General features: G+C 32.7%; 21 protein-coding genes. 6 read left to right on the forward strand and 15 right to left on the reverse strand.

The window, feature by feature from the left end:
• Positions 1-36 precede the first annotated feature (36 nt).
• The 6 genes from AC3IPI_RS06280 to AC3IPI_RS06305 all read right to left on the reverse strand — a co-directional run bounded on the left by AC3IPI_RS06280 (position 37) and on the right by AC3IPI_RS06305 (position 4,259).
• The gene (locus AC3IPI_RS06280; protein WP_489157852.1) at positions 37-969 is read right to left on the reverse strand and encodes a DUF3078 domain-containing protein; all 933 of its coding nucleotides are present in this window, start codon (positions 967-969) and stop codon (positions 37-39) included.
• Between the two features lie 81 nt (positions 970-1,050).
• Positions 1,051-1,560 (reverse strand): DUF2480 family protein, encoded by a 510-nt coding sequence (locus AC3IPI_RS06285; RefSeq protein WP_039120128.1) that lies wholly within the window; start codon positions 1,558-1,560, stop codon positions 1,051-1,053.
• Positions 1,561-1,633: 73 nt separating this feature from the next.
• Positions 1,634-1,957, reverse strand: a complete 324-nt coding sequence (locus tag AC3IPI_RS06290) for an SUF system Fe-S cluster assembly protein (RefSeq protein WP_039113842.1) — start codon at positions 1,955-1,957, stop codon at positions 1,634-1,636.
• 223 nt (positions 1,958-2,180) lie between these two features.
• Positions 2,181-2,606, reverse strand: coding sequence for a SufE family protein (locus tag AC3IPI_RS06295; RefSeq protein WP_039113598.1), 426 nt, complete (start codon positions 2,604-2,606; stop codon positions 2,181-2,183).
• Between the two features lies 1 nt (position 2,607).
• Positions 2,608-2,961 carry a hypothetical protein gene (locus AC3IPI_RS06300; RefSeq protein ID WP_242667489.1) on the reverse strand — a complete coding sequence of 118 codons (354 nt, stop codon included), beginning with the start codon at positions 2,959-2,961 and terminating at the stop codon, positions 2,608-2,610.
• A gap of 83 nt (positions 2,962-3,044) precedes the next feature.
• Positions 3,045-4,259 (reverse strand): aminotransferase class V-fold PLP-dependent enzyme, encoded by a 1,215-nt coding sequence (locus tag AC3IPI_RS06305; RefSeq protein ID WP_489157855.1) that lies wholly within the window; start codon positions 4,257-4,259, stop codon positions 3,045-3,047.
• Between the two features lie 221 nt (positions 4,260-4,480).
• Between AC3IPI_RS06305 and AC3IPI_RS06310 the strand changes: the two genes are divergently transcribed.
• Positions 4,481-5,824, forward strand: a complete 1,344-nt coding sequence (locus tag AC3IPI_RS06310) for a serine hydrolase domain-containing protein (RefSeq protein ID WP_489157857.1) — start codon at positions 4,481-4,483, stop codon at positions 5,822-5,824.
• A 134-nt stretch (positions 5,825-5,958) separates the two neighbouring features.
• Here AC3IPI_RS06310 and sufD read toward each other — a convergent pair whose 3' ends face one another.
• The 5 genes from sufD to AC3IPI_RS06335 all read right to left on the reverse strand — a co-directional run bounded on the left by sufD (position 5,959) and on the right by AC3IPI_RS06335 (position 10,467).
• Complete coding sequence (sufD, locus tag AC3IPI_RS06315; RefSeq protein ID WP_039113603.1) at positions 5,959-7,275, reverse strand: Fe-S cluster assembly protein SufD; 1,317 nt, start codon at positions 7,273-7,275, stop codon at positions 5,959-5,961.
• Positions 7,276-7,341: 66 nt separating this feature from the next.
• Entirely contained in the window at positions 7,342-8,088 is a 747-nt protein-coding gene (gene sufC / locus AC3IPI_RS06320; RefSeq protein WP_035618340.1) for a Fe-S cluster assembly ATPase SufC, read from the reverse strand.
• 40 nt (positions 8,089-8,128) lie between these two features.
• Positions 8,129-8,518 carry a four helix bundle protein gene (locus AC3IPI_RS06325; protein ID WP_086895333.1) on the reverse strand — a complete coding sequence of 130 codons (390 nt, stop codon included), beginning with the start codon at positions 8,516-8,518 and terminating at the stop codon, positions 8,129-8,131.
• A gap of 74 nt (positions 8,519-8,592) precedes the next feature.
• Entirely contained in the window at positions 8,593-10,041 is a 1,449-nt protein-coding gene (gene sufB / locus AC3IPI_RS06330; protein ID WP_039113609.1) for a Fe-S cluster assembly protein SufB, read from the reverse strand.
• A 96-nt stretch (positions 10,042-10,137) separates the two neighbouring features.
• On the reverse strand, positions 10,138-10,467 hold the full coding sequence (locus tag AC3IPI_RS06335) for a HesB/IscA family protein (protein WP_035618328.1): 330 nt from the start codon (positions 10,465-10,467) through the stop codon (positions 10,138-10,140).
• A gap of 256 nt (positions 10,468-10,723) precedes the next feature.
• On the opposite strand from AC3IPI_RS06335, the gene AC3IPI_RS06340 reads away from it, so the two are divergent.
• Positions 10,724-11,581 carry an MBL fold metallo-hydrolase gene (locus tag AC3IPI_RS06340; RefSeq protein ID WP_489157861.1) on the forward strand — a complete coding sequence of 286 codons (858 nt, stop codon included), beginning with the start codon at positions 10,724-10,726 and terminating at the stop codon, positions 11,579-11,581.
• A 76-nt stretch (positions 11,582-11,657) separates the two neighbouring features.
• On the opposite strand, the gene AC3IPI_RS06345 is transcribed toward AC3IPI_RS06340, so the two are convergent.
• Complete coding sequence (locus AC3IPI_RS06345) at positions 11,658-14,054, reverse strand: LamG-like jellyroll fold domain-containing protein (RefSeq protein ID WP_489157863.1); 2,397 nt, start codon at positions 14,052-14,054, stop codon at positions 11,658-11,660.
• A gap of 246 nt (positions 14,055-14,300) precedes the next feature.
• Between AC3IPI_RS06345 and AC3IPI_RS06350 the strand changes: the two genes are divergently transcribed.
• Positions 14,301-15,932 carry a S8 family peptidase gene (locus AC3IPI_RS06350; RefSeq protein WP_489157865.1) on the forward strand — a complete coding sequence of 544 codons (1,632 nt, stop codon included), beginning with the start codon at positions 14,301-14,303 and terminating at the stop codon, positions 15,930-15,932.
• A gap of 61 nt (positions 15,933-15,993) precedes the next feature.
• The gene (locus AC3IPI_RS06355; protein WP_489157867.1) at positions 15,994-17,871 is read left to right on the forward strand and encodes a M1 family metallopeptidase; all 1,878 of its coding nucleotides are present in this window, start codon (positions 15,994-15,996) and stop codon (positions 17,869-17,871) included.
• An 89-nt stretch (positions 17,872-17,960) separates the two neighbouring features.
• Here the strand turns inward: AC3IPI_RS06355 and AC3IPI_RS06360 are convergent, their stop codons facing one another.
• From AC3IPI_RS06360 to AC3IPI_RS06370, 3 genes are all read right to left on the reverse strand, one after another.
• Positions 17,961-19,172, reverse strand: coding sequence for a DUF418 domain-containing protein (locus AC3IPI_RS06360; RefSeq protein WP_489157869.1), 1,212 nt, complete (start codon positions 19,170-19,172; stop codon positions 17,961-17,963).
• A gap of 50 nt (positions 19,173-19,222) precedes the next feature.
• Complete coding sequence (locus AC3IPI_RS06365) at positions 19,223-20,431, reverse strand: DUF418 domain-containing protein (protein ID WP_489157871.1); 1,209 nt, start codon at positions 20,429-20,431, stop codon at positions 19,223-19,225.
• Positions 20,432-20,650: 219 nt separating this feature from the next.
• Positions 20,651-21,598 (reverse strand): L-threonine 3-dehydrogenase, encoded by a 948-nt coding sequence (locus AC3IPI_RS06370; protein ID WP_489157873.1) that lies wholly within the window; start codon positions 21,596-21,598, stop codon positions 20,651-20,653.
• 502 nt (positions 21,599-22,100) lie between these two features.
• Between AC3IPI_RS06370 and AC3IPI_RS06375 the strand changes: the two genes are divergently transcribed.
• Complete coding sequence (locus AC3IPI_RS06375; RefSeq protein ID WP_489157875.1) at positions 22,101-22,706, forward strand: hypothetical protein; 606 nt, start codon at positions 22,101-22,103, stop codon at positions 22,704-22,706.
• Positions 22,699-26,064: a transcription-repair coupling factor gene (gene mfd / locus AC3IPI_RS06380; protein ID WP_489157877.1), complete on the forward strand. Its 3,366-nt coding sequence runs from the start codon at positions 22,699-22,701 to the stop codon at positions 26,062-26,064. The genes AC3IPI_RS06375 and mfd overlap by 8 nt, the downstream gene beginning before the upstream one ends.
• Positions 26,065-26,259 lie beyond the last annotated feature (195 nt).

The raw sequence follows: 26,259 nt of genomic DNA on the forward strand, positions 1-26,259 counted from the left end.
AAAGCGCTTACAAATTGTAAGCGCTTTTTTTATGTTTTAAAATAAGTAGTTGATTCCTAAACCAAATACTTCTCTGGTTTGAAATCCTTGAAAAGCATTGTCGTCATAAATCGCTTGAAAGGATAAATTGGTCGACAAGAATTTATTAATTTTCATTACAATGTTTAATGAATAATCGATGTCTACATTCTGAGGGTCCTCTAAGTAATTAGAATATAAGTTTAAAATGTTTTCGGCAGAAACATTTGTCATAATATTAAGTTTATAATACGCCGAAGCATAGAAACCTAACTCGTAACGCATCGTTTTGTTCGCTTTAACGCCAAAATAAGATTCATCTACATATCCAACTTCAGAAGTATATAACTTGTCTACAAAAGTCATTTTTGAGGTTACAGGAGCGAAGTTTAATTTTAGATTGTCATCTTTCTTCCAGAAAATACCTGGACCAAAAGTAAGATAACCCGGAGACATGAAATTAGTGTTCTCAGTTCTTATTTCAGCACCATTTGCATCTTGTCCGTAAACATATCCTTTGGTAAACTGAGTTCTGAAATTACCAAAAAAGGAGTAATACCAATTTCCGAATGCCCTTTTTCCGTAAATAGAATTAATCTCTAAACGGTCATCTGTTTTTTTCTCAAAATCAGAATTCTCTGTTTGTAAGATACCATAAGAAGCCAGGATTTTATTGTCCCAACTGATGTCATCTTTCTTGTAGTTGATGTTGTAATTAAGCCCTAAGTTTCCTGATACATTATTTTCACCACCAGCAATCCAGTTATTAAAATTAGATTGGTTAAAAAGGAATGAGATATTCCCTGTGCTTTTCCATCCATTTCCTGTTGTATCGGATATGAATTTTACCGCTTTTTCTGTGTTTTTTACTAATTCTTTTTCAGTGTTCTGTGCCTCAACAAGCGTTAAGCTTGTTAGGAAGATAAAAAGGAGTTGAAGAAGATTTTTCATATGATCCTGTTTAAAAGTTGATTTAAACAAATATACTAAAAACCTTGAAGTTGTTAAAACTTACTCAATTTTATTTGTAATTTATTTCTTATTTTCTTTATATAAAGGCACGGCAGAGCACGCTTCGCCATACATGATACTTCTGGCAAAAGGTTGTAAATAGTGTGCCGCCAAGATGTAAGCACGTGTAGGGACAGGTTTTTTAGAACATCCTTTTATAATAACAGGTTTGCTTTTATATGCTGTATAATCCAGCTCGCGCAAGATTTCTTCGTACAAACTAGCATCAAGATCTTCTAATGTGCCATCAACAATTTTTTTAGCAAATGGAGCTAATTGCACAGCAACCAAAATTGAAGCCCAAGCGGGAACTATCGCATCTGTGCTGCAATTAATTGCTACATAAGCATCTTGGTATTGTGACCAATTGTGGTTTTTAAGGTGTTCGCGAAAGTCTTTTTCTTTTAATAGAAAACCTTCCAGAAGCCATTGCGAAATATCAATTTGCGCACGTAATCCTTTTGGATAATAATCCTCTAGGTCAAAAACTTCCAAAGCACTATTGGCAACTTTATTGATTATTTCTTCCATTTCTTTTAGTTTTCAGTTTCAGTCCTCAGTCACAGTTAAATACTGTAAACTGAGACTGAAAACCGTTTACTTTTTAAAGCATTCCTAATTCTAATTTAGCTTCTTCGCTCATTAACTCTTTACTCCATGGCGGATCAAAAGTAATCTCTACTTCAGCATCTTTTACATTGTCGATAGATTTTACTTTCTCTTCAACTTCTCTTGGTAAACTTTCGGCTACTGGGCAGTTTGGAGATGTAAGTGTCATTAAGATTTTTACTTCGTAATCAGTATTTACCATTACATCATAAATTAATCCTAACTCATATATATCTACAGGAATTTCAGGATCGTATATTGTTTTTAAGATTTTTACGATTGATTCTCCTAATTCGTTAGTGTCTATTTCGTGTTCCATTTTTTTGTATTTGTTTTTTTCACCGTATAAGTGATGTAAGTTCATTTTAAACAGCAAGCTTATTTTTTCTCACCATTAAGATATTAAGAAAATTAAGTTTTGCTTCTTTATGAAATTTAATGTTTTGATGTTTTAGTTATTTTATAGTAAAATGATTAAGTTTATTTCTTAATGAAACTTAATTTCTTAATGGTTCAAATCAAAAACATTATGTTTTATTATTTTAATTTTTGTTTTTCGAGTCGAATGCCAAAGCGTACATTTTGATGTTTTTAATCATCGAAACCAAACCGTTTGCACGTGTTGCAGATAAATGCTCTTTTAATCCAATTGCATCAATAAAATCAACATCTGCTTTTAAGATATCTTCTGCTTTCTGATTTGAGAAAGCTCTAATTAAGATTGCAATGATTCCTTTGGTTAAAATAGCATCACTATCAGCAGTAAAAACAATTTTATCATCATTCTGTTCGCCTTGTAACCAAACTTTCGATTGGCAGCCTTTAATTAGATTTTCGTCTGTTTTATATTCTTCTTTTATTAACGGAAGATTTTTGCCTAGTTCGATAATGTATTCATAACGTTGCATCCAATCGTCGAACATGGAGAACTCGTCGACTATTTCGTCTTGTATTTCTTTTATTGTCATGTTATTCTTGCGTAAAAGCAACTAATAAAGTTACTAATTTTTCTATTTCTGTTGGAGGAAAACCATCGTCAAATCCTTTTGTTTCATAGGTTTTTCCGTTTTGTGTTATTTTTAAATTTGCAATGGCAGCTCCATCATGAAAACGTTTTTCGGTAGGTGCTTTTAAATTTGGAATTGCCTCTAGATTTATTTTTTTAAATTCAGAAGTAATTTTTGCCCATTGCATTCCATTGATTTTGTTGGTAGCAGATTCTTCACCTCTGCTTTTTGTGATAGTAACCATTTGGTCTTTTACCACAACCTTCAGATAATAACCTCGCGACATAGCCGAATATTCTATCTGTGTTGTACTCATATCCGTATTCTTTTGGCTAGTGCAGCTGTTTCCTATAAAAATTGTCAGAAGTAAAAAAGATAGTATTTTCATATGTCGTGTTGTTAAGATAGCATTGTTTTGGCTTTTTTCACTGCTTCGACCATTAAATCAATTTCTTCTTTTGTATTATAAAAAGAGAAAGATGCTCTTACAGTTCCCGGAATTTCAAAGTAATTCATAATCGGTTGAGTACAGTGATGTCCTGTTCGTACTGCAATTCCTAATTTATCAATTATCGAACCAATATCATATGGGTGAATTCCGTCGATATTAAATGAAATAACGGAAGCTTTTTCTTTACCAGTACCATAAATTCTTAAACCTTCAATTTCAAGTAATTGTTTTGTAGCATGAGCTAATAATTCATTTTCTTGTTGTTGAATATTCTCAAAACCTACGCTATTCATGTAATCTACCGCAGTTCCTAAAACAATTCCGCCAGCAATATTTGGCGTTCCGGCTTCAAATTTATGAGGAAGATCAGCATAAGTAGTTTTTTCGAAAGTAACTTCTTTAATCATTTCACCACCACCTTGATAAGGAGGTAATTTATTTAGCCAACTTTCTTTACCATATAAAATTCCAGTTCCTGTTGATCCACACATTTTATGTCCTGAAAAAGCATAAAAGTCACAATCTAAATCCTGAACATCAGGTTTTAAATGTGGAACGGCTTGTGCACCATCTATTAGAACTGCTGCGCCAACTGCATGGGCTTTCTCAATCATATGTTTTATCGGATTGATTGTTCCCAATGCATTCGAAATATGATTTACAGTTACAATCTTGGTTTTATCCGATAATAAAGATTCGTATGCAGTGATGTCAAGTTCTCCAGACTGAGTCATCGGAATCACTTTAAGAATAGCACCAGTTTTCTCACACAACATTTGCCAAGGCACAATATTACTGTGATGCTCTAACGCCGAAACCAGTACTTCATCTCCAGGTTTTAATATAGAAGCAAAACCATTTGCGACTAAATTAATTCCATGAGTTGTTCCCGAAGTAAATAGTACTTCGTGCAAAAGTTTGGCATTAATATGATGTTGGATTTTTACTCTTGAAATTTCGTAAGCATCGGTTGCTAACTGGCTCAAAGTATGTACTCCACGGTGTATGTTTGCATTAATTTCTTGGTAATATTTTGAAATTGCATCAATCACAACTTGTGGTTTTTGTGATGTTGCTCCGTTATCAAAGTATACCAAAGGTTTCCCGTTTACTTTTTGTGAAAGTATCGGAAACTCAGCTCTTATTTTATGAATATCTAGCATATCTTATTTAGAAAAATTCTACATACAAAAGTACTAAAACAAAATTGTTTTAAGTAGCAATTGCTAAATTTCCTTTTCTGGTTTTAGATAATCACATTAAATACAATATTGTCTTGCTGATTTGATATTTTTTAGTGGTTTGTATTTGATTTTGAATGGATTCAAAGTTAATTTGTGAAGAAATTATAATTATATTGCAGTGTAAATTAACCTGTACAATTATGAAAAAAATCTTAAAACTACTTGTTCTTCTTCTGGTTATCATTGTTATTTATTTCAGATTTACTACTTATCCCAAACTCGATTTGATTTCTGGCTTTACTTCAAAAAGTATTGCATCATGTCATTTTATCGATAATCGTTCGCTGGAATCTATAGAAAAAGGAGATAATGATATTCCTTTACTCGACTTGGCTACAAGTAAAATTAATGAAGAAGGGAAATTTGCTACATCAAATGTTTACGGATTAAAAGAACGTAAAGCAATTTACCGTGAAGGCATCGGCGCTACATTAATTAATGATAATTTTGATGTATCTAAACCATATGAAGTTCCTAAAAGAACGAAGTTGGTGAATAATTTACCATTCCCTTATGGGAATAATGAACCGAAAGATACCTTGTTTTCTAATATAGATTATGCAAAATTAAATAAAGCTGTTGCAAACGCTTTTGATGCTTCAGGAGGAAAAACGAAAAGAACACGGTCAGTTTTGGTTTTGTATAAAGATAAATTGATAGTTGAAAAGTACGAATCAGGTTTTACCAAAAACAGTAAATTACTTGGGTGGTCTATGACTAAAAGTATTACTGGAACTATGTTTGGGGTTCTGCAAAAGCAAAAAAAGTTTGATATTTATAAACCAGCTCCCATAGCCGAATGGCAAAATGATGGACGTAAAGTTATTACAACCAACGATTTGCTTCATATGAACTCGGGCTTAGAATGGGTTGAAAATTACAATACAATTTGTGATGCTACTATTATGCTTTTTGAATCTGAAGATATGGCAAAAGTGCAGTTAGAAAAACCAGCTTTGTTTAAGCCTAATACACACTGGAATTATTCTTCGGGAACTAGCAATTTGCTATCGGCTATTTTGAGAAAACAATTTAAGACACATCAGGAATATCTGGATTTTTGGTATTCGGCTTTAATAGATAAAATCGGAATGAACTCGGCAGTTATCGAAACGGATATGGTTGGGAATTATGTAGGTTCGTCATATGCTTGGGCTACAACAAGAGATTGGTCGAAATTAGGTTTGTTATATTTGCATAAAGGAAACTGGAATGGAGAGCAAATTCTTGACGAAAGTTGGGTGAAATATGTATCTACGCCTACCAATACATCAAATGGTGATTACGGGGCTCAATTTTGGTTAAATGCCGGTGGAAAGTATAAAGATGCACCACGAGATATGTTTTACTGTAGCGGTTTTCAAGGTCAGAAAGTATTTATTATTCCATCTTTGGATTTAGTAATAGTAAGAATGGGCTTGACAGATGATCTCGAATTTGATTTTAATGTATTTTTGAAGGAGGTAGTTTCTGCCATTAAATAAAAAATTAACCGCAAAGTTCGCAAAGTAAAAGAAATCGCAAAGGGCGCAGAGTTTAATTACTAAACTTAGCGCCCTTTGCGTAAACCTTTGCGAACTTTGCGTTTAAAACTTTAAAGTTTTGCGGTTAAAATCCTCTATAAATCAAATCCCATTTTTACACCTAGTTTGCTAGCTATAATCGTGGTGATTCGTTTTTTTAATTCTGGTATTTTGATGCTTTCGATAACGGCATTCGAGAATGCATACATTAGCAATGCTTTGGCTTCTTTTTGAGGGATTCCACGAGATTGCATGTAGAACATTGCTGTTTCGTCTAATTGTCCAACTGTACAACCATGAGAACATTTTACATCATCAGCAAAAATTTCTAATTGAGGTTTTGCATTTATAGTTGCTTTATCGCTCAATAAAATATTGTTGCTTTTTTGAAATGCATTTGTTTTTTGCGCTTCTTTTTCAACCAATACTTTTCCGTTGAAAACACCTATTGAACGGTCTGTAAAGATTCCTTTGTAATCCTGGAAACTTTCGCAATTTGGAGTAGAGTGTTTTACTAAAGTATAATGATCTACGTGTTGTTTCTCGCCAATAATTGTTATTCCGTTTAACGTACTTGTTAACCTTTCTCCAAAGTGATAGAAATTCAGATTGTTTCGGGTTAAGTTTCCGCCAAAAGAAAATGTGTGAACCGATGCGTGACTTTCTTGTTGTTGTGAAACATAAGTATTGTCAATCAAATTGGCTTCGCTATTATCATTTTGAATCTTGTAATAATCAATAATGGCACGTTTTTCTGTAAAAATCTCTGTAACAGCATTGGTTAAAACAGGATTCTCATTTAAACTTTGGTGGCGTTCAATAATTTGTACATGTGAATTTTCACCCACAATTACCAAGTTTCTTGGTTGAACCATAAGTGCAGCTTCATTCCCTGTTGAGAAATACATAATCTCGATAGGTTTAGCAGCTACTTTCTTTTTAGGGATATTGATATAAGCTCCTTCAATTGCAAATGCAGTGTTTAAAGAAGTTAAACTATCTTCTTTATTTGCTATTTGATTAAAGTACTTATCAATAACCATTTTATATTTAGGTTTGGTCAATGCTGAAGACATCAAACAAACATCAATTCCATCATGTGTGGTAGAAGATAAATGCGAGCTAAAAACACCATCAATAAAAACTACTTTATAAGTGTCTATTTCATGTAAGAAGTATTTCTTTACATGATTAAATTCGATTGCATTTTCTTGTTTTGGAAATACTGTAAAGTCATTTTTTAGGATGGCATTTAACGATGTATATTTCCAAGCTTCTTCTTTTTTAGTTGGGAAACCTTTATTTTCGAAGTTTTTTATCGCTTGTGTTCTGATTTCGTGAAGATCTGAATTGACATCAACACTTTCTTCAAAAGCCATAAAAGACGATACTAATTTTTCTTTTAAATCCATTTTTGTTAGTTGTAAGTTATGAGTTATAAGTTATGAGTTTTGCAAACTGTAAACTGTAACTGCAAACTAATTTTCTGCTTTAATCCAGTCGTATCCTTTTTCTTCAAGCTCGTAAGCCAATTCTTTCCCGCCAGATTTTACAATTTTTCCGTTGTAAAGTACGTGAACGAAATCAGGAACGATATAGTCTAGTAGACGTTGGTAGTGTGTGATAACAATAATTGCATTTTTGTCGCTTTTTAGTTTGTTAACACCATTAGCAACGATTCTTAATGCATCGATATCTAAACCTGAATCTGTTTCGTCAAGGATTGCTAGTTTTGGCTCCAACATTGCCATTTGAAAAATTTCATTACGTTTTTTCTCTCCACCAGAAAAACCTTCGTTAAGAGAACGTGATAAAAACTTACGGTCAATTTCTAATAATTCAGATTTCTCGCGAATCACTTTCAGCATTTCGTTAGCTGGCATTTCCTCTTGTCCGTTTGCTTTGCGAGTCTCATTGATTGCAGTTCTCATAAAGTTAGTTACACTAACTCCTGGGATTTCTACAGGATATTGAAAAGAAAGGAAAACACCTTTGTGTGCTCTTTCTTCTGGTGCTAAATCGGCTAAATCTTCTCCGTCAAGAAAAACCTCACCTTGTGTTACTTCGTAGTTTTCGTTTCCGGCAATTACTGCCGAAAGTGTACTTTTTCCAGAACCGTTTGGTCCCATGATGGCATGTACTTCGCCAGCTTTAACTTCTATGTTTATTCCTTTAAGAATTTCTTTATCGCCAATTGAGGCGTGAAGGTTTTTTATTGATAACATGTTTTCTTTGTTTAAGGTTTAAAGTTTAAAGTTCCCGTGTTTACTGGAACTTTGTTCCTTTAAAATCTTTCTTGTTTAAATATGATATAAAATTGTTTATTCTTCCACTTAGATTTTCAAAATCTTTTTTCAGGATTTCAAATTTATCTACGTTAATATAATTATAATCAAAAGCTCGGTATAATTGAGATCTCGTTTCTCCGGCAGAACCTTTTGCAATCGATAAAAATTGTCTAAATTCTAAATTACCGTTTCTTTCAAATCCTTCAGCAATGTTATCCATTATTGAACCTGATGATGCTTTTATTTGATCTCTAAATCTAAAATCGTTTTTCAATTCGGTTTCAGTAGCAATAATCTGAATTTCTTTGGCTAATCTTCGAGCTTCTTGCCAAATGTCTAAATCTTCAAATCTTGTTATTGTTGCCATTTATATTTTGTTTAAAGTTATATTCGAAGTTTAAAGCAGTTTTAAAACTTTAAACTTTAAACTTTAAACAATTTCTATCCTACAGAACCTTCCAAAGAAATTTCTAATAATTTTTGTGCCTCTACAGCAAATTCCATTGGAAGTTTATTTAAAACGTCTTTACTGAAACCGTTTACAATTAATGCAATTGCTTTTTCAGTTGGAATTCCACGTTGGTTACAGTAAAATACTTGGTCTTCACCAATTTTACTTGTTGTAGCTTCGTGTTCTATTTTTGCAGAAGGATTTTTACTTTCGATATAAGGGAAAGTGTGTGCACCGCAATTGTTACCCATTAAAAGGGAGTCACATTGAGAAAAGTTTCTGGCATTATCTGCTCGAGCACTTATTTGCACTAATCCGCGGTAGCTGTTTTGTGATTTTCCAGCCGAAATACCTTTTGAAATGATGGTCGATTTAGTATTTTTTCCTAAATGAATCATTTTTGTTCCAGTATCCGCTTGTTGGTGATTATTGGTAACGGCAATCGAATAAAATTCACCTACCGAATTGTCGCCTTTTAAAACACAAGAAGGATATTTCCAAGTAACGGCAGAACCAGTTTCAACCTGAGTCCATGAAATTTTTGCGTTAGTTTCGCATAAACCTCTTTTGGTTACAAAATTAAAAACCCCACCTTTTCCTTCTTTATTTCCTGGATACCAGTTTTGAACAGTTGAGTATTTAATTTCAGCATCATCAAGAGCGATTAATTCTACTACAGCAGCGTGTAATTGATTTTCGTCACGGCTTGGTGCTGTACAACCTTCTAGGTATGATACATAACTTCCTTCGTCAGCAATAACCAATGTTCTTTCGAATTGTCCTGTTCCTGCTTGATTGATTCGGAAATAAGTTGAAAGTTCCATTGGGCAACGAACGCCTTTTGGAATATAACAGAATGAACCATCTGAGAATACTGCAGAATTTAATGCAGCATAAAAATTGTCTTTTTGTGGTACAACTGTTCCTAAATATTTACGAACTAATTCTGGATGCTCTTTAATTGCTTCTGAAATTGGGCAAAAAATAATACCTTTTTCTCCCAATGTTTTTTTGAAAGTAGTTGCAACAGAAACAGAATCGACAACAATATCCATAGCGACATTGTTCATCATTTTTTGTTCATCGACAGAGATTCCTAACTTTTTGTACATTTCTAAAAGTTCCGGATCAACATCGTCTAATGTTTTATTTGGATCTACTTGTTTAGGAGCAGAGTAGTATGAAATAGCCTGGAAATCGGGTTTTTGATAATGTACATTTGCCCATTCTGGTTCAATCATTTCTTCCCATGCACGAAAAGCTTCAATACGCCAATCGGTCATCCATTGAGGTTCTTCTTTTTTTAGAGAAATGGCACGAACTATATCTTCGTTTAGCCCAATAGGAAACGTATCCGATTCTATATTTGTATAAAATCCGTATTCGTATTCTTTAGTTTCGAGTTCGATTTTTAAATCGTCTTCTGTGTATTTGCTCATTGTTTTTTTATTGAAAGATTTAAAAATTGAAGGATTTAAATATCAAAATCACTTACGCAATTTTTAAATCTTTAAATTTTGCAATCATTTAATTATTTATAGAGAAAAAGATTCTCCACAACCACAAGTTCTGCTTGCGTTTGGATTATTAAATACAAATCCTTTTCCGTTTAATCCACCTGAGAACTCTAATATTGTTCCAGCTAAATACAGAAATGATTTTTTCTCGACAGCAATAGTTATATCATTGTCTACGAATATTTTATCGTCGTCTCCTTTGGTTTTATCAAATTTTAGATCATATGATAAACCGGAGCACCCACCACTTTTCACGCCTACTCTCACGTAGTCATGTGCGGCATCAAAACCATCGTCTTGCATCAAGTCGATAATTTTCTTTTTGGCAGTATCTGAAACCTTTATCATTGTTATATAGATTATTGTCTAAATTATGCGCAAAGATACTATATAAAAACCTTTTTCCATAACGCTTAACATTTTTATAATTAATGTTAAAATAGATAAAGTCTATTTGATTTCATTTAATGCAAAAGGATTTTGTTAAATTGCAGGATTATTTAAAAAGTTTGAGGTTTTGATAATTTAAGACGCTATTTGATAGTTTTTTTGAATATATCGTGATTTTGCTTTTTTGATGTTTAATTTTATAATAAAAAATATAATGAAGTTATATCCTATAGAAACTGGAAATTTTAAATTAGATGGTGGTGCAATGTTTGGTGTTGTGCCTAAAACTATTTGGAATAAAACCAACCCAGCCGATGCTAACAATTTAATAGATATCGCCGCAAGATGTTTGCTTATTGAAGATGGTAATCGACTTATTCTGATTGATACTGGAATGGGTGATAAGCAAACTGAAAAGTTTTTTGGGTATTATTCGCTTTGGGGCTCACACTCTATAGATAAATCATTGGCTCAATATGGGTTTCATCGAGATGATATTACCGATGTTTTTATGACGCATTTGCATTTTGATCATTGTGGAGGAAGTGTACAATGGAATGCTGATAAAACAGGGTATGAACCAGCGTTTAAAAATGCAAAATTCTGGAGTAACGAAAATCATTGGGAATGGGCAACGAAACCTAATGCTCGTGAGAAAGCTTCTTTCTTATCCGAGAATATTTTGCCAATGCAAGAAAGCGGACAATTAAATTTTATAAAAAGACCAGAAACAGATTTTCTTCCAACATCTGAACTTGGCTTTGGTATTTTCTTTGCCGATGGTCATACCGAAAAACAAATGATTCCGCATATTCAGTACCAAGATAAAATAATTGTTTTTTGCGCCGATTTATTGGCTACAGCCGGACATATTCCGTTGCCGTATGTTATGGGATATGATACTCGACCTTTGTTAACGCTACCTGAAAAAGCAAAATTCTTAAACGCTGCAGCAGATAATAATTACTATTTGTTTTTGGAACATGATGCACACAATCAAATCATAACTGTAGAACATACTGAAAAAGGTGTTCGCCTTAAAGATGTTTTTACTTGTGAAGAGATTCTTTAAAAGAAAACTTAAAACTAAAAAAATCCCATTTTCGATATAACGAAAATGGGATTTTTTTAGTTTTAACTAATTGAGATTATTCTACGATAACTTTTTTAGCAGTATTTGCACCTTCGCTTTCTAGATATACATAATAAGTACCTTTTGGCAAACCAGCCAAATGAATTACATTGTCATTATTACCAGTGCTGAAAGTCGTTGTTTTTATCAATTTGCCTAATGAATCATAAACAGTTGCTTTATTTAACAAAATGTTATTAATGTGTAATTCTCCTATTGTTGGGTTAGGATAAATCACAACTTTATCGAATACGGATTCTTCAACGCCCAAAGTTTTACAAGTGTTTGAATAAATCGTGGTTGGTTCTTTTATATTTGACCAATTGGCGTTTGAGTATTCCTCATCATCTACCTGAATGCAGCCAAGCTTATTAAGACCTAGAAAACTTGTGCTAATAGCAGTTCTTTTTCCAGCTTTTGATGGTACAATAAGTTTTGTATTATTTCCATTTCGTATGTTTAATGCTACTAGCGGATTGTTTGCAATGTATATGATTTTAAGATTGGTGTTTTTTGATAAATCCAATGTAGTAATTTGGTTAGAAGACGCATTAAGTGTTTCTAAAAGTAGATTTTGATTCAGGTTTAGAGTCGTTAATTGATTATTACTACAATCTAAATCCGTTAACGATGTGAAATTTTCAATACCTGCTAAATCTGAAATATTACTATTTGAAAGATTCAGAGAGGTGATCGTGCTTATATTTGAATTGGAAATTTTTCCGTTTAAGCCATCTGTATCAATTCCTAAATCAATTAATTTTTGTTCAAAATTATTGTCAGGTAGTAGTATGTATTTTGGAGAACAATCGGTACTAAAAGTTGCTTTAGCATCTTTTTTGCTTGACCAATTTGCATCAGAATATGCTACATCATCTACTTGAATACAGGTTAATTGTGGATTATAAATGAATCCCAAATTTGAACTTTTTAAAAGCGTATTTTTTCCGTTTTTTAAATTAAGACTTGCTAATAATAGGTTTTCACTACAGTCGAAATTTGTTAAAGCAATATTTTTTGAAAGATCTAAATTAGTTAATTGGTTTACGCCGCAATATAATTCTGTTAAGTTAACATTCTTAGAAAGATTTAAATTTGTTAATTGATTGACCGCTACGTATAAAATATTTAGAGAGACGTTCTTTTCAACATCTAGATTAGTTAATTTATTGTCACTACAATTTAAATTTGTTAAAGCAGTATTATTGGAAACATTCAAAGATGTCAACTTATTAGCATTACATTTTAAATATGTTAAAGCAGTATTTTTAGAAACATTCAAATTTGTTAGTGCGCTATTGGAACTACAATATAAAGTTGTTAAAGCAATGTTGCTAGAGGCATCTAAACTGGTTAATTGATTGTTATCACAGCTTAAAGTTTTTAAATTAATGTTACTAGAAATATCCAAATTTGTTAGTCGATTGCTGCTACAGTTTAAATATGTCAGAGCATTATTTTTGGATATCTTTAAATTTGTTAAGTAATTAGCTCTGCAATTAAGGACTTGTAAAGCGGCAAAGCTTTCAATTCCAGTTAAATCGGATATCTGGCTGGCAGATACGTCTAAGGAAGTTATAGATGAAATATTTGCGGTCATGACTTTTCCATTAATAGGACCAGAATCAAGTCCTAACGCAATTAACTTTTTCTCAAAGTTTGCGTCGGGGATTAATGTGTAAAAACTGCTTGTGTCACCAGACTCATATAAAGCGTTGATCTCTGTTGGAGTTAAAACACGATTCCAAATTCCAATATCATCTATTTTACCTTTGAAGCTTTCATCTGTAGTATCCCCAGGAATTCTTTGTCCTATTTTGAAAGTATTGCCTGTAGTGTTTAAGCTTATAAGATTTTCAGATACAAATTCGCCATTGATAAATAATGAAGCTTTAGTTCCATCGTATGTAAGTGTGTAGAAATACCAGTTATTGTTTGAATAATCAAAGTTGTTTACATAAAAAGAGCCGTCAGAAAAAACAGGGCCATTTACTACATTGAGGTATCCCTTTGAGTAAACAGAAAGAGAAAGTCTTTGTGTTTTTGCTAAAATACCATAGTTAAAAATACAAATTTCATATTTGTCTGGGGATGTAAAGGCATCATTTGTCTTGAACCATCCCGAAATTGTTCTTGGAGAATTGTTTTGAGGAATATTAGTTATTAGAGCATTAATATTACTGCTGATGCCATTAAAAGAGTAGGCTGTATTGGCAACTCCAAAACGATCGGTAGTTAGAGTAACATCTGTAGGATTTCCGTCGCTTCCACTTCCGCTTGCATCATTTGCATTACCATTAAAAGGGAAATAAGCAAGTAATCCGTCCTTCGGTACGTATGTTGGGACAGTAGTAGTTTGAGCATAAGTTGAGGAAAATGCCAAGAAAATAATAAAGAGTAGTTTTTTAATCATAATTTTAACTATTTGAATTAGAATATGCAATGATACAAATTACAAATGATTTCGTGTTAAAATATTATTTATCAGATTGTAATTAGATTCAGTATTTTCATTTCTTAAAGAATGTTTATATTTGAGCCGTTTCATTTTGTCAAGAAAAGATTAAATCAGATTCCTAACAGATTGTTAATCTGTCTTTTTTTTGTAACAAAAATCATAATTTAGGCCCATATTTTAACTTTTATTAAATTTACATAAATGAATAGTATTAAACCTATTTACATATCTGCTTGGGTATTACTTGCTTTAGCTAGTAGTGCAACTGTACAGGCACAAGTTTCAACTTCTAAAGAAACGATTACTGCACCTTTAGTTATTGTAAAAAAAGCCCCACTTTCTGAAAATGATTTAAAAAGATGGAGTCATCTGGATTTAGTAAAAGATACTATCCCCGGAATGAGTGTTGATAAAGCGTATGCCGAATTACTAAAAGACAAAAAAGGAGTAAAGGTAATCGTAGGAATTGTTGATTCGGGTGTAGATATAGAACACGAAGATTTACAAGGAAACATCTGGACGAATACAAAAGAAATTCCTGGTAACGGAATCGATGATGATAAGAATGGTTTTATAGATGATGTTCATGGATGGAACTTTCTTGGTGATGCTGTAAACGAGAATATAGAAATGACTCGTATCGTAAAGAAAGGTGACGATGGCTCTGCTGAATATAAAAACGCATTGGCACAGTACAATGAAAAATACGAGAAAGCTTTAAAAGATAAAGAACAAGTAGATTTTTTACTAGAAGTACACAAGACTGTGAAAACAGCTTTGAATAAAGAAAACTACAATCTTGAAGATTTAAGTACAATTAGCTCTACAGATTCAAAAGTACTTAGAGCTAAAATGATAATGACCCAAATTTTTGGTAATGCAGGTCCAACTTTTAATCCTGAAGCAGATTTTGAAGAATATAGAGCTCAGGTTTATGATCAGTTAAATTATAATTTGAATAAAGAATTTGATGGTCGTAAAATTGTAGGTGATAATCCAGAGGATATTAAAAATACTCGTTATGGTAATAACAATGTTACAGGACCAGATAAAGAAAAAGCATTACACGGAACTCACGTAGCAGGTATTGTAGCTCAGGTTCGTCATAACAATTTAGGTGGAGACGGAGTTGCTAATAATGTCGAAATTATGACTGTAAGAGCTGTTCCAGATGGAGATGAGTATGATAAAGACATTGCATTGGCAATACGTTATGCAGTAGATAATGGAGCAAAAGTAATTAACGGAAGTTTTGGGAAAAGCTTTTCTCCACATAAAAAATGGGTTTATGATGCCATAAAATATGCTGCTAAAAAAGATGTGCTAATTGTACACGCAGCTGGAAATGATGGATACAATATAGATATTGAGAAAAACATCAATTACCCAAATGACTCTGAAGATAACATAAAAGAGTTTGCAGATAATTTAATTACAATTGGAGCAATTAATAAAGTATACGGAGAAAATGTAATTGCTAGTTTCTCTAATTTTGGAAAAATAAATGTTGATGTTTATGCTCCAGGAGAAGAAATCTATGCAACAGTTCCAAATAACAAATATAAATATTTGCAAGGAACATCGATGGCCGCTCCAAATGCAGCGGGAGTTGCAGCTTTAATTCGTTCGTACTATCCAAAATTAAAAGCTTCACAAGTAAAACATATATTGATGGATTCTGGTGTTTTGCTTCCGTCGATGGTAGTTTTGGGTGAAAATCCAAATCCAGCAGAAAAACCAGTAGCTGTTTCATCGTCAGAGTCGTCAAAAACGGCTAAAATGGTGAATGCTTATAATGCGTTATTGATGGCAGAAAAAATGTCAAAAAAATAAATTGTAAAGAATATTAATCCGATGGAAGGGTGGCAACCCTTCCATTTTTATTATATAGCCCATGCGAAAAATTATATTACTTTCTTTTTTGAGCCTTAGTTTTGGCTCACTAGTTGCTCAAAATGCACCTTATTGGCAACAACATGTAGATTATAAAATGGATGTATCGATGGATGTAAAAGACTATCTGTACAAAGGCAAGCAAGAATTGGTTTATACTAATAACTCGCCAGATACTTTGAGAAAAGTATTTTACCATTTGTTTTTTAATGCATTTCAGCCAGGAAGTGAGATGGATGCAAGAATCCAGACTATAAAAGATCCTGATGGAAGAATGATAAATAAGGTAAAAGTTGATGGCAAAGATGTTAAAGAAAGCCGCATGAAAACTTTAAAACCTAATGAAATAGGTTTTCTTAATATTACCAATTTCAAGCAAGATGGTGTAAATGCTACAACAAGAGTTTCGGGAACTATTATGGAAGTTACTTTGGCTAAGCCAATTTTACCAAACTCAAAAACTACTTTTACATTAGACTTTGACGGACAAGTTCCAGTACAAATTCGCCGTGCAGGAAGAAATAACTCAGAAGGTGTTGCTTTGTCAATGTCTCAGTGGTATCCTAAATTAGCCGAATTTGATTTTGAAGGTTGGCATGCAGATCCTTATATCGCAAGAGAATTTCATGGAGTTTGGGGAAATTTTGACGTAAAAATTACAATCGACAAAGACTACACAATCGGAGGTTCTGGATATTTGCAAAACAAAAATGAAATTGGTCATGGATATGAAGATGCTGGTGTTACAGTAGTTTATCCTAAAAAAACAAAAACACTTACCTGGCATTTTGTAGCACCAATGGTACATGATTTTACTTGGGCTGCCGATAAAGAATACACTCATGATGTGGTAAAAGGACCAAATGATGTTGATTTACATTTCTTATACAAAAACAATCCAAAAACTACAGAAAACTGGAAGAAACTAGAGCCATTAATGGTGAAAGTAATGGATTTTTATGATCATAAAGTAGGACCATATCCATACAAACAATATTCATTTATTCAAGGTGGAGATGGCGGAATGGAATATGCAATGTGTACTCTAATGTTAGGAAACGGAACTCTTGAAGGAATCTTAGGAACGGCAACGCATGAGTTAGGACATTCTTGGTTCCAGCATGTTTTGGCTTCAAATGAATCTAAGCACCCATGGATGGATGAAGGTTTTACAACTTACATAGAAGATTTAGCTTTGAATGAATTAGCTGGAGATAAAAAAGTAGAAAATCCATTTAAAGGAAATTATGCAGCGTATTATAAATTGGTAGAATCTGGTAAAGAGCAACCACAAACTACACATGGTGATCGTTATGATGAGAACAGACCATATAGTATTTCTTCTTATGTAAAAGGAAGTATCTTTTTATCTCAATTAGGATATTTGATTGGTGAAAACAATCTAGATAAAACGCTAAAAAAATATTATAGTGATTTTAAATTCAAGCACCCATCACCAAACGATATTAAGAGAACTGCTGAGCGTGTTTCTGGAGCAGAGTTAGATTGGTATTTAATCGATTGGACAGGAACTACTAATACTATTGATTACGGTATTAAAGACGTAGCTGATAGTGGAGATAAAACAGTTGTAACTTTAGAAAGAATTGGAAGAATGCCAATGCCTATTGATTTAACTGTAGAATATACAGATGGAACTAAAGAGAGTTTTTACATTCCGTTACGAATGATGAATTTCATAAAAGAAAATCCTAATCCTTCTATGAAAAGAACGGTTTCAAATGACTGGGCTTGGGCAATGCCAACTTATAATTTGACAATCTCAAAAAGCAAAAGCACAATTAAGAAAATCACTATTGATCCAAGCGGATTAATGGCTGATATTAAAGCTGCGAATAATGTTTATGAAGTGAAGTAAATCTTTGCTCTTATTCAATAAAAAAGCCCTTAAAGACATATTGTTCTTTAAGGGCTTTTTATTTAAAAAATGGTTTTCTTAAAAAATGATTATTTTACTACTTCCGTATTAGTTTCAGAAATAACAATGTTCTGTTTTTGTTTTTTAAAAGGGAAAAACTGTCTATAACTGGCAGATCTCCATAACCATTCGACAGGACCATAGTTGTACCTAGAAAGCCACCATTTGCTTATAAAAAGCTGAACTATGAATAATGCTACCGCAAGAAAAAAGTAAAACCAATAAGGTAATGTATTGTAGATTTTTAAGCCAATACCCGAAAAAATAAAGGTAGCCAGAATGTTTTGAACCATATAATTGGTCAATGTCATTTTTCCACTCACGTTAAAATAGCTAAAAACTGTTTTTAGTTTACCATTTGTATAAAGCAAGCATATTCCCGATGCAATAAATAGCATAGTATTTATTATTAACCAGAATATTGGATGGAAATATTTAAGGAAAGCTAACTTATAATTTATTGCCGTTATTAAAAGAAAACCGAATACTAGCGCAATAATAAAAGTTGTTATAATGGTTCTTTTTAATAGTTTTTTAAATTCTGGTAAACGATTAAAGAAGTTAATTTTTTGAGCATAAAAACCTAAAAGCATGCAAGCAAACATTACTACATGTACCGTAACGGCATATACCAGATTAATCATTTCGCTATAATAAGTACCTAGCAAATTAAATTGAAATAAATCCAGCCAATTGCCTGAGTAAAATAATTTTAAATAACCAGCATTCGATTGTACATCGGGTAAATTCTGTTTAATTGAATTGATATAGGCCGTAAGAAACGGAATAGTCAAAAAGAGTATTGCGCAGGTTATAAGTATTGTTTTTTTAGAACTTTTGTAAAACAATAAAAGAAATAGACCCAAAAAGGCATAATCTTTCAAGATATCGCCAAACCAAAAAGCAGAGTTAATAAAAGCAAGTATAAAGAGAATAACCATTCTCCAGCAAAAAAACAAAACTGGATTTTTGCCTTTACTTGCCACATTATTAATAAGTACTGCAAAACCATAACCAAATAAAACGCTTAGTAATGTCCAGGATTTGGCGGCAAAAAAATATTGATTAATTGCAGCGATTACTTCAGAAAAAGGGCCTTTTTTAAGAACAGCGCTTTCTAATCCTACATAACGATAATCGACATAGTTACCTATTACAACCCCTAATAACGCCCATCCTCTTAAAATATCTACGATGGCAGTTCTTTTGTTTTCCTGAACTGGTTGAAATGAATTTGTCATATAATTAACTGAATTTGTAGTTTTTATAAATGGTTTTTTTATTGAGATGATTATTCTGCTGCTTCTGCATTAGTTTCAGAAATAAAGGTGTTCTGTTTTTGTTTTTTAAACGGAAATAATTCTCTATAACTTGCACATCTCCATAGCCACTCAATTGGTCCATAATTGTATTTAGAAAGCCACCATTTGCTAATAAATAATTGAATTATAAAAACAAAAACAGCTAATAAAAAGTAAAACCAATACGGAAAGGAATTCTCAATATTTAAACCAATTCCAGAGAAATTAAAGGCAACGAGTATATTTTGAGATATATAATTTGTCAAAGTCATTTTTCCGCCAGCACTAAAATATTTGAAGATCGTTTTTAGTTTACCATTTTCATATAGTAAGCATATTCCCGTTGCAATAAAAACCATTGTACTTAAAATAAGCCAGTAATAGGGGTGGAAGAATTTGAGGAAGCCAGCTTTGTTTTCAATAGCAAAGAAAAAAACAATACCAATTATAACGGCAATAATCAGACTGATTATAAGTACATATTTTAAAAGTTTTTTCTTTTCGTTTAAACGATTAAAAAAATCTAATTTTTGAAGCAGAACCCCAAAAAGCATACAAGCCAGCATTACAATATGTGCTATAATGGCATAACCAGGCGAAACGATTTGCTGGTAATAAGAAGCCAATAGATTAAACTTAAAAAAGTCCAGCCAGTTTCCGGAATGGTATAATTTTAAATATTCAGGATTGGAGATAATATCTATTCTTTCGAAGTTAAAACCTTTGATATAGGCCATTAAAAAAGGAATGATAAGAATAAGAACTGTACAGATTATACTTAATGTCTTTGCAGAACATTTGTAAAAAAACAATAATACAAGTCCTAGAAAAGCATAATCTTTTAAGATGTCGCCAAACCAAAAAATACAATTAATAAAAGCCAAACCAAAAAGCAATATCATTCGCCAGCTAAAAAAAGTAACTGGATTTTTGCCTTTCGCAGCGACATTATTAATTAAAATTGCAAAGCCATAACCAAACAAGATTGTTAATAAAGTCCAGGATTTTCCAGAGAAAAAAAACTGATCAAAATTAGATAGTATTTCAGATAACATACTATTCTTAGTTTCTTGTGGTAGATTAATGTGTGGTAAACCGGAATAATTGCCAATTGCAACGCCTAATATGGCCCAGCCCCGAAGAATGTCGACAATAGCAGTTCTTTTGCTTTGTTCGACAGGATGATAAGAATTTGTCATTTGATTAACGTTTTTATTGTGATTTGATTGATGATTTTGTATGAATTATTGAGTTATTCATAGCTAAATCAAAAATAAGAAAAATATAAAGCAATCAAATTTTAAATGACAAATATTGTTTGTAATTAAAAGGAAAGGATCTGTTTGGTAAAAAAAGAAAAGTCCATTTTCAAAAGGAATTCCTTTTAAAAATGGACTTTTATCGTATAAAGGCGATGTTTATTTTTTGTTACCTAAATGCTCCAGCATATCTTTAGTCATTGACTCAAGGTCGAAAGTATGATTCCAATCCCAATCTTCTCTAGCCGAACTATCGTCGATGCTAGCAGGCCAGCTATCAGCAATTTTTTGACGGAAGTCTGGATTGTATGAAATCGTAAATTCAGGAATATGTTTCTTAATTTCATTAGCAATTTCAGTAGGAGTAAAACTCATTGCTGCCAAATTGTAAGAGGAGTGAATTTTGATCTTTTCAGCAGGGGCTTTCATGATATTTATAGTTGCTTCTATAGCATCATCCATATACATCATTGGCATTTTAGTTTCAGATGATAAGAAACATTCGTATTTTTTATCGGCAATAGCTTTATAAAAAATATCAACAGCATAATCTGTTGTTCCACCACCTGGAGGTGTAGACCAGCTAATTAAACCAGGATAACGGATACTTCTTACATCGACACCATATATGTTATGGTAGTATTCGCACCATCTTTCACCAGCTTGTTTACTAATTCCGTATACAGTCGAAGGTTCCATGACAGTATATTGTGGAGTGTTTTCTTTTGGAGTAGTTGGTCCAAAAACAGCAATACTAGATGGCCAGAAAATCTTTTTTATTTTATTTGCCTTGGCTAAGTTTAAAACGTGAAATAAAGAGTTCATGTTTAAATCCCAGGCAAATGCTGGATTCTTTTCGGCAGTAGCCGATAATAAAGCAGCCATTAAATAAATATCAGTTATTTTATGAACCTCTACAAGGTGCTCGATTTGATTGAAATCTAAGGCATTTACTACTTCAAAAGGACCAGAATTAACAACGTCAGTATTTAATTTACGAATGTCAGATGCAATTACATTTTCTGTTCCGTATAGTTTGCGTAGTTTTTGGGTAAGCTCCGTTCCGATTTGACCGCAAGCACCAATGATTAATATTTTTGGATTCATTATGTGTTGTTTTTAGTAACGCAAATATAACGTTTTCGCAAATAATTTTACTTTTCGGAATAACAAATTATAAATTTAATAAGGATGAAGATTGATTTTTGGATTATTCTCCGTTGAGGTGTTTAATTATCTTTACCGCAAAGCACGCAAAGATTTTTATCCTGCACTAAGTTTATAGGCAGATTATTTTTACCGCAAAGCACGCAAAGTTTTTTAATTAAGCATTTTTATAAAAACACAAAGTTCGCAAAGCTAGATCAATACAAAGCTTTGCGAACTTTGTGTTTTCTAACCTTAACACAAAATAAAAATCTTTGCGTGCTTTTGCGGTTAAATTTTTCAAAATGATGGTTTAAAAACTAGAAAAAATCTGTGTCAATCTGTTTAATCCGCTAAATCTGTGGGCTAAAAAATCAACCATGATTTATAGAATCTTTAGCAAAAAAACAGAATTCGTAATTGTAAAATTACTTTGTAACTTTGTAGCTTAATGTTTGAACCGATGAAATATAGAATATCTCTTTTCCTGCTTTTTGTTTTTCTTTTAAACTCATGTCAGAATAACGACGAAAAGCGACTTGCCGAAAATAAAAAGGAAGCCAAAAAGAAAGAATTGATTTTTAATAATATTAGAAATAGTTGGGTTTTTTACGATACTTCTATTAATGAGGCTTCTGAACAAATTGAAAGCCAATGGAATGAATGGCACCTGTTTTTAAAAGTATTAAAAGGAACGCCTCAAAAAACCATTGGAGCATTTCAAAAAAAATCTACTGAAATCACCAAAAGCGCCGAGGCTTTAAATAATAATATTCCAGCCCAACTTAATGTACCTCAAGTTAAAACTAGAATCGCTATCATAATTACGAAAATAAAAATGATGGATTTATATATTCATTTGGATAGAATTCCCGACGAAAAGGTCAGTATTTTAATCAGAGAAATAAATAATGAACTAATGGCTTTACAAAGACAAATGGATAAGATTCTTGTAAAGAGTAAGATTCCTGTTGAAGACGGGGAGACAGAGTTAATGAAAATGATAAAGGATACTGCAAGAGCAATTCCTAATGAAAAAGTGACCCCAAATATTCCTAGAGTTGAGTAAAAGTGCTTTATATACTACGTACGATAATTTGCCCAAAACACAGCAAATTGCCAATCAGTTAATAGAAAACAATGAAGTGAAATTGCATCTTAACGGATTGTTAGGATCGTCGGCTTCATTTGTAATTCGTTCTTTGTTTAAGAAAGTCGAATTGCCTTTTCTTGTTATTTTGGATAATAAAGAAGAAGCAGCGTATTATCTGAACGATTTAGAGCAAATGATCGGGGAGCAAGATGTATTGTTTTATCCCGGATCTTACCGAAGACCGTATCAGATAGAAGATACTGATAATGCCAATGTTTTGCTTCGTGCGGAAGTATTAAACCGAATTAATTCGCGTAAAAAGCCTGCTGTAATCGTAACTTATCCCGAAGCATTATTTGAAAAAGTAGTAACTCGAAAAGAGTTGGATAAGAATACCTTGAAAGTGTCGGTTGGCGATAAAATTTCAATTGATTTTATTAATGAAGTTTTATTCGAATATGAATTCAAAAGAGTAGATTTTATTACCGAGCCCGGAGAGTTTTCTGTTCGAGGTGGAATTGTCGATGTGTTTTCTTTTTCGAATGATAACCCATATCGAATTGAGTTTTTTGGAAACGAAGTCGATAGTATTCGAAGCTTTGATGTAGGGACACAATTATCTATAGAAACACATAAAAAAATTACGATAATACCCAATGTCGAGAACAAAGTGTTTCAGGAAAATAGAGAAAGTTTCTTAGATTATATTTCTGAAAAAACAGTTCTTTTTATTCAGAATACAGATGGATTTCTGAGTCAGTTAGACAAACAATTTGCAAGAGCCGAAGAAGCTTACGAGAAATTATCACAAGAAATTAAGCGCGCAACGCCAGATCAGTTATTCCTAAACCAGAAGTCGTTTATAAAAAAAGCATTGGATTTTTCGATTGTAGAATTGGCCAGTAAACCAATTTTTAAAACAATCAAGAAATATGATTTCCATATCCAGCCACAACCCTCATTTAATAAACAGTTTGATTTATTGCTTAATAATTTAAGTGATAATCATTTTAACGGTTACAAGAATTATTTGTTCTGTTCAAATGATGCGCAGGCAAAACGTTTCCATGATATTTTTGAAACCTTGGACGAAGCCAATTCTGAGAATATTCGCAAGCAATATCATACGATAGTTTTACCATTGTATCAAGGTTTTATCGATGACGAAAATCAGATTACGTGTTATACCGATCATCAGATTTTTGAGCGTTATCATAAATTCAATATTAAAAACGGCTATTCTAAAAAACAGAATATCACGCTTAAAGAATTAACCACATTATCGGTTGGCGATTATGTAACGCATATCGATCACGGAATCGGGCGATTTGGTGGATTGCAAAAAATTCAGGTAGAAGGAAAAACGCAAGAAGCCATTAAGTTGGTTTATGCCGATAATGATATTGTGTATGTGAGTATTCACTCGCTTCATAAAATTTCCAAATACAACGGAAAAGACGGAACGCCACCCAAAATTTATAAGTTAGGTTCGAATGCTTGGAAGATTTTAAAACAAAAAACCAAAGCACGTGTCAAACATATAGCCTTCAATCTTATTCAGTTGTATGCTAAAAGAAGATTGGAAAAAGGTTTTCAGTTTGCGCCAGATAGTTACTTACAAAACGAATTAGAAAGTTCGTTTATTTACGAAGACACACCAGATCAAACTAAATCAACTCAGGAAGTAAAATCCGATATGGAAAGCGACCGACCAATGGATCGTTTGGTTTGTGGTGATGTAGGATTCGGAAAAACAGAAGTTGCAATTCGTGCCGCTTTTAAAGCAGTAGATAATAGCAAGCAAGTTGCAGTTTTAGTACCAACGACAATTCTTGCCTACCAACATTATAGAACATTTTCGGAACGATTAAAAGAAATGCCCGTTTCTGTGGGGTATTTAAACCGTTTTAGAACGGCAAAACAAAAAGCACAAACCCTCAAAGATTTAGCAGAAGGAAAACTGGATATTGTAATTGGAACACACCAATTAGTAAATAAAAATGTAGTTTTTAAAGATTTAGGATTGCTAATTGTCGATGAAGAACAAAAGTTTGGAGTAAACGTAAAAGATAAATTGAAGACAATTGCTGCCAATGTTGATACGTTGACATTGACTGCAACGCCAATTCCGAGAACATTACAATTCTCCTTAATGGCAGCGAGAGATTTATCGGTAATTACAACGCCTCCGCCCAATCGTTACCCAATCGAGACTAATGTAGTTGGTTTTAATGAAGAATTGATTCGTGATGCGATTTCGTATGAGATTCAGCGTAACGGACAGGTTTTCTTTATTAATAACCGAATCGAAAATATAAAAGAAGTTGCCGGAATGATTCAGCGTTTAGTCCCAAATGCAAGAGTAGGAATCGGACACGGACAAATGGAAGGCGCTAAACTCGAAGAATTAATGCTGGCGTTCATGAACGGAGATTTTGATGTTCTGGTTGCCACAACAATTATCGAAAGTGGACTTGATGTACCAAATGCCAATACCATTTTTATCAATAATGCTAATAACTTCGGATTGTCAGATTTACATCAAATGCGTGGTCGAGTAGGGCGTAGCAACAAGAAAGCATTCTGTTATTTTATCTGTCCGCCATATTCATCCATGACCGAAGATGCTCGTAAACGAATCCAGGCTTTGGAGCAATTTAGCGAGTTAGGAAGCGGTTTTAATATCGCGATGAAAGATCTTGAAATTCGTGGGGCAGGAGATTTATTAGGTGGTGAACAAAGCGGTTTCATTAATGAAATCGGGTTTGATACTTACCAGAAAATCATGAATGAAGCCATCGAAGAATTAAAAGAAAACGAATTCAAAGATTTATATCCTGCGGAGAACGATATTGAAACGAAGGAATACGTAAAAGACTTGCAAATCGATACCGATTTTGAGTTATTGTTTTCTGATGAATATATTAATAATGTTACAGAGCGTTTGAGTTTGTACAACGAGTTAGGTTCTGTGAAAAATGAAGAAGAACTGGTTCTCTTCCAAAACAAATTAATTGACCGTTTTGGGCCAATGCCTCCACGTGCTAATGCGTTGATGAATAGTATCCGCATTAAATGGATTGCGACTAAAATAGGAATTGAGAAACTGGTAATGAAAAAAGGTAAAATGATTGGTTATTTTGTTTCCGATCAACAGTCTGATTATTACCAATCGAAACGTTTTCATAAAGTGATAAATTTTGTACAAACACATAGTAATATTTGCAAAATGAAAGAAAAAGAAACTCCAAATGGTTTACGTCTTTTATTGACTTTTGAAAATGTAAAATCTACCAAAAGAGCTTTGGAATTGATGGAAATGTTGGGGGAGTAATTTTTTTAGAAGCAGAAAAATTTCGTTTCATAAGAGCTTTAATCCCGCTATCCCTTTCAATCTTTTGTGCCTCCCGAAGCCTCGGGGCCAGCACAAAAGGATTTCCAGTTCTATCGGGGCTAAGTGAGGAATTTAGGAGTTTTTATAGTCCTTTAAGTTGGAAACAATATCAATTTCAAAATTTAAAGATTAAGT

This window comes from Flavobacterium sp. GL_143 (assembly GCF_057834355.1).

Excerpts from the sequence above, each read along its gene's own strand:
- AC3IPI_RS06280 (WP_489157852.1), bottom strand. The coding sequence starts at position 969 with ATGAAAAATCTTCTTCAACTCCTTTTTATCTTCCTAACAAGCTTAACG.
- AC3IPI_RS06285 (WP_039120128.1), bottom strand. The coding sequence starts at position 1,560 with ATGGAAGAAATAATCAATAAAGTTGCCAATAGTGCTTTGGAAGTTTTT.
- AC3IPI_RS06290 (WP_039113842.1), bottom strand. The coding sequence starts at position 1,957 with ATGGAACACGAAATAGACACTAACGAATTAGGAGAATCAATCGTAAAA.
- AC3IPI_RS06295 (WP_039113598.1), bottom strand. The coding sequence starts at position 2,606 with ATGACAATAAAAGAAATACAAGACGAAATAGTCGACGAGTTCTCCATG.
- AC3IPI_RS06300 (WP_242667489.1), bottom strand. The coding sequence starts at position 2,961 with ATGAGTACAACACAGATAGAATATTCGGCTATGTCGCGAGGTTATTAT.
- AC3IPI_RS06305 (WP_489157855.1), bottom strand. The coding sequence starts at position 4,259 with ATGCTAGATATTCATAAAATAAGAGCTGAGTTTCCGATACTTTCACAA.
- AC3IPI_RS06310 (WP_489157857.1), top strand. The coding sequence starts at position 4,481 with ATGAAAAAAATCTTAAAACTACTTGTTCTTCTTCTGGTTATCATTGTT.
- sufD (WP_039113603.1), bottom strand. The coding sequence starts at position 7,275 with ATGGATTTAAAAGAAAAATTAGTATCGTCTTTTATGGCTTTTGAAGAA.
- sufC (WP_035618340.1), bottom strand. The coding sequence starts at position 8,088 with ATGTTATCAATAAAAAACCTTCACGCCTCAATTGGCGATAAAGAAATT.
- AC3IPI_RS06325 (WP_086895333.1), bottom strand. The coding sequence starts at position 8,518 with ATGGCAACAATAACAAGATTTGAAGATTTAGACATTTGGCAAGAAGCT.
- sufB (WP_039113609.1), bottom strand. The coding sequence starts at position 10,041 with ATGAGCAAATACACAGAAGACGATTTAAAAATCGAACTCGAAACTAAA.
- AC3IPI_RS06335 (WP_035618328.1), bottom strand. The coding sequence starts at position 10,467 with ATGATAAAGGTTTCAGATACTGCCAAAAAGAAAATTATCGACTTGATG.
- AC3IPI_RS06340 (WP_489157861.1), top strand. The coding sequence starts at position 10,724 with ATGAAGTTATATCCTATAGAAACTGGAAATTTTAAATTAGATGGTGGT.
- AC3IPI_RS06345 (WP_489157863.1), bottom strand. The coding sequence starts at position 14,054 with ATGATTAAAAAACTACTCTTTATTATTTTCTTGGCATTTTCCTCAACT.
- AC3IPI_RS06350 (WP_489157865.1), top strand. The coding sequence starts at position 14,301 with ATGAATAGTATTAAACCTATTTACATATCTGCTTGGGTATTACTTGCT.
- AC3IPI_RS06355 (WP_489157867.1), top strand. The coding sequence starts at position 15,994 with ATGCGAAAAATTATATTACTTTCTTTTTTGAGCCTTAGTTTTGGCTCA.
- AC3IPI_RS06360 (WP_489157869.1), bottom strand. The coding sequence starts at position 19,172 with ATGACAAATTCATTTCAACCAGTTCAGGAAAACAAAAGAACTGCCATC.
- AC3IPI_RS06365 (WP_489157871.1), bottom strand. The coding sequence starts at position 20,431 with ATGACAAATTCTTATCATCCTGTCGAACAAAGCAAAAGAACTGCTATT.
- AC3IPI_RS06370 (WP_489157873.1), bottom strand. The coding sequence starts at position 21,598 with ATGAATCCAAAAATATTAATCATTGGTGCTTGCGGTCAAATCGGAACG.
- AC3IPI_RS06375 (WP_489157875.1), top strand. The coding sequence starts at position 22,101 with ATGAAATATAGAATATCTCTTTTCCTGCTTTTTGTTTTTCTTTTAAAC.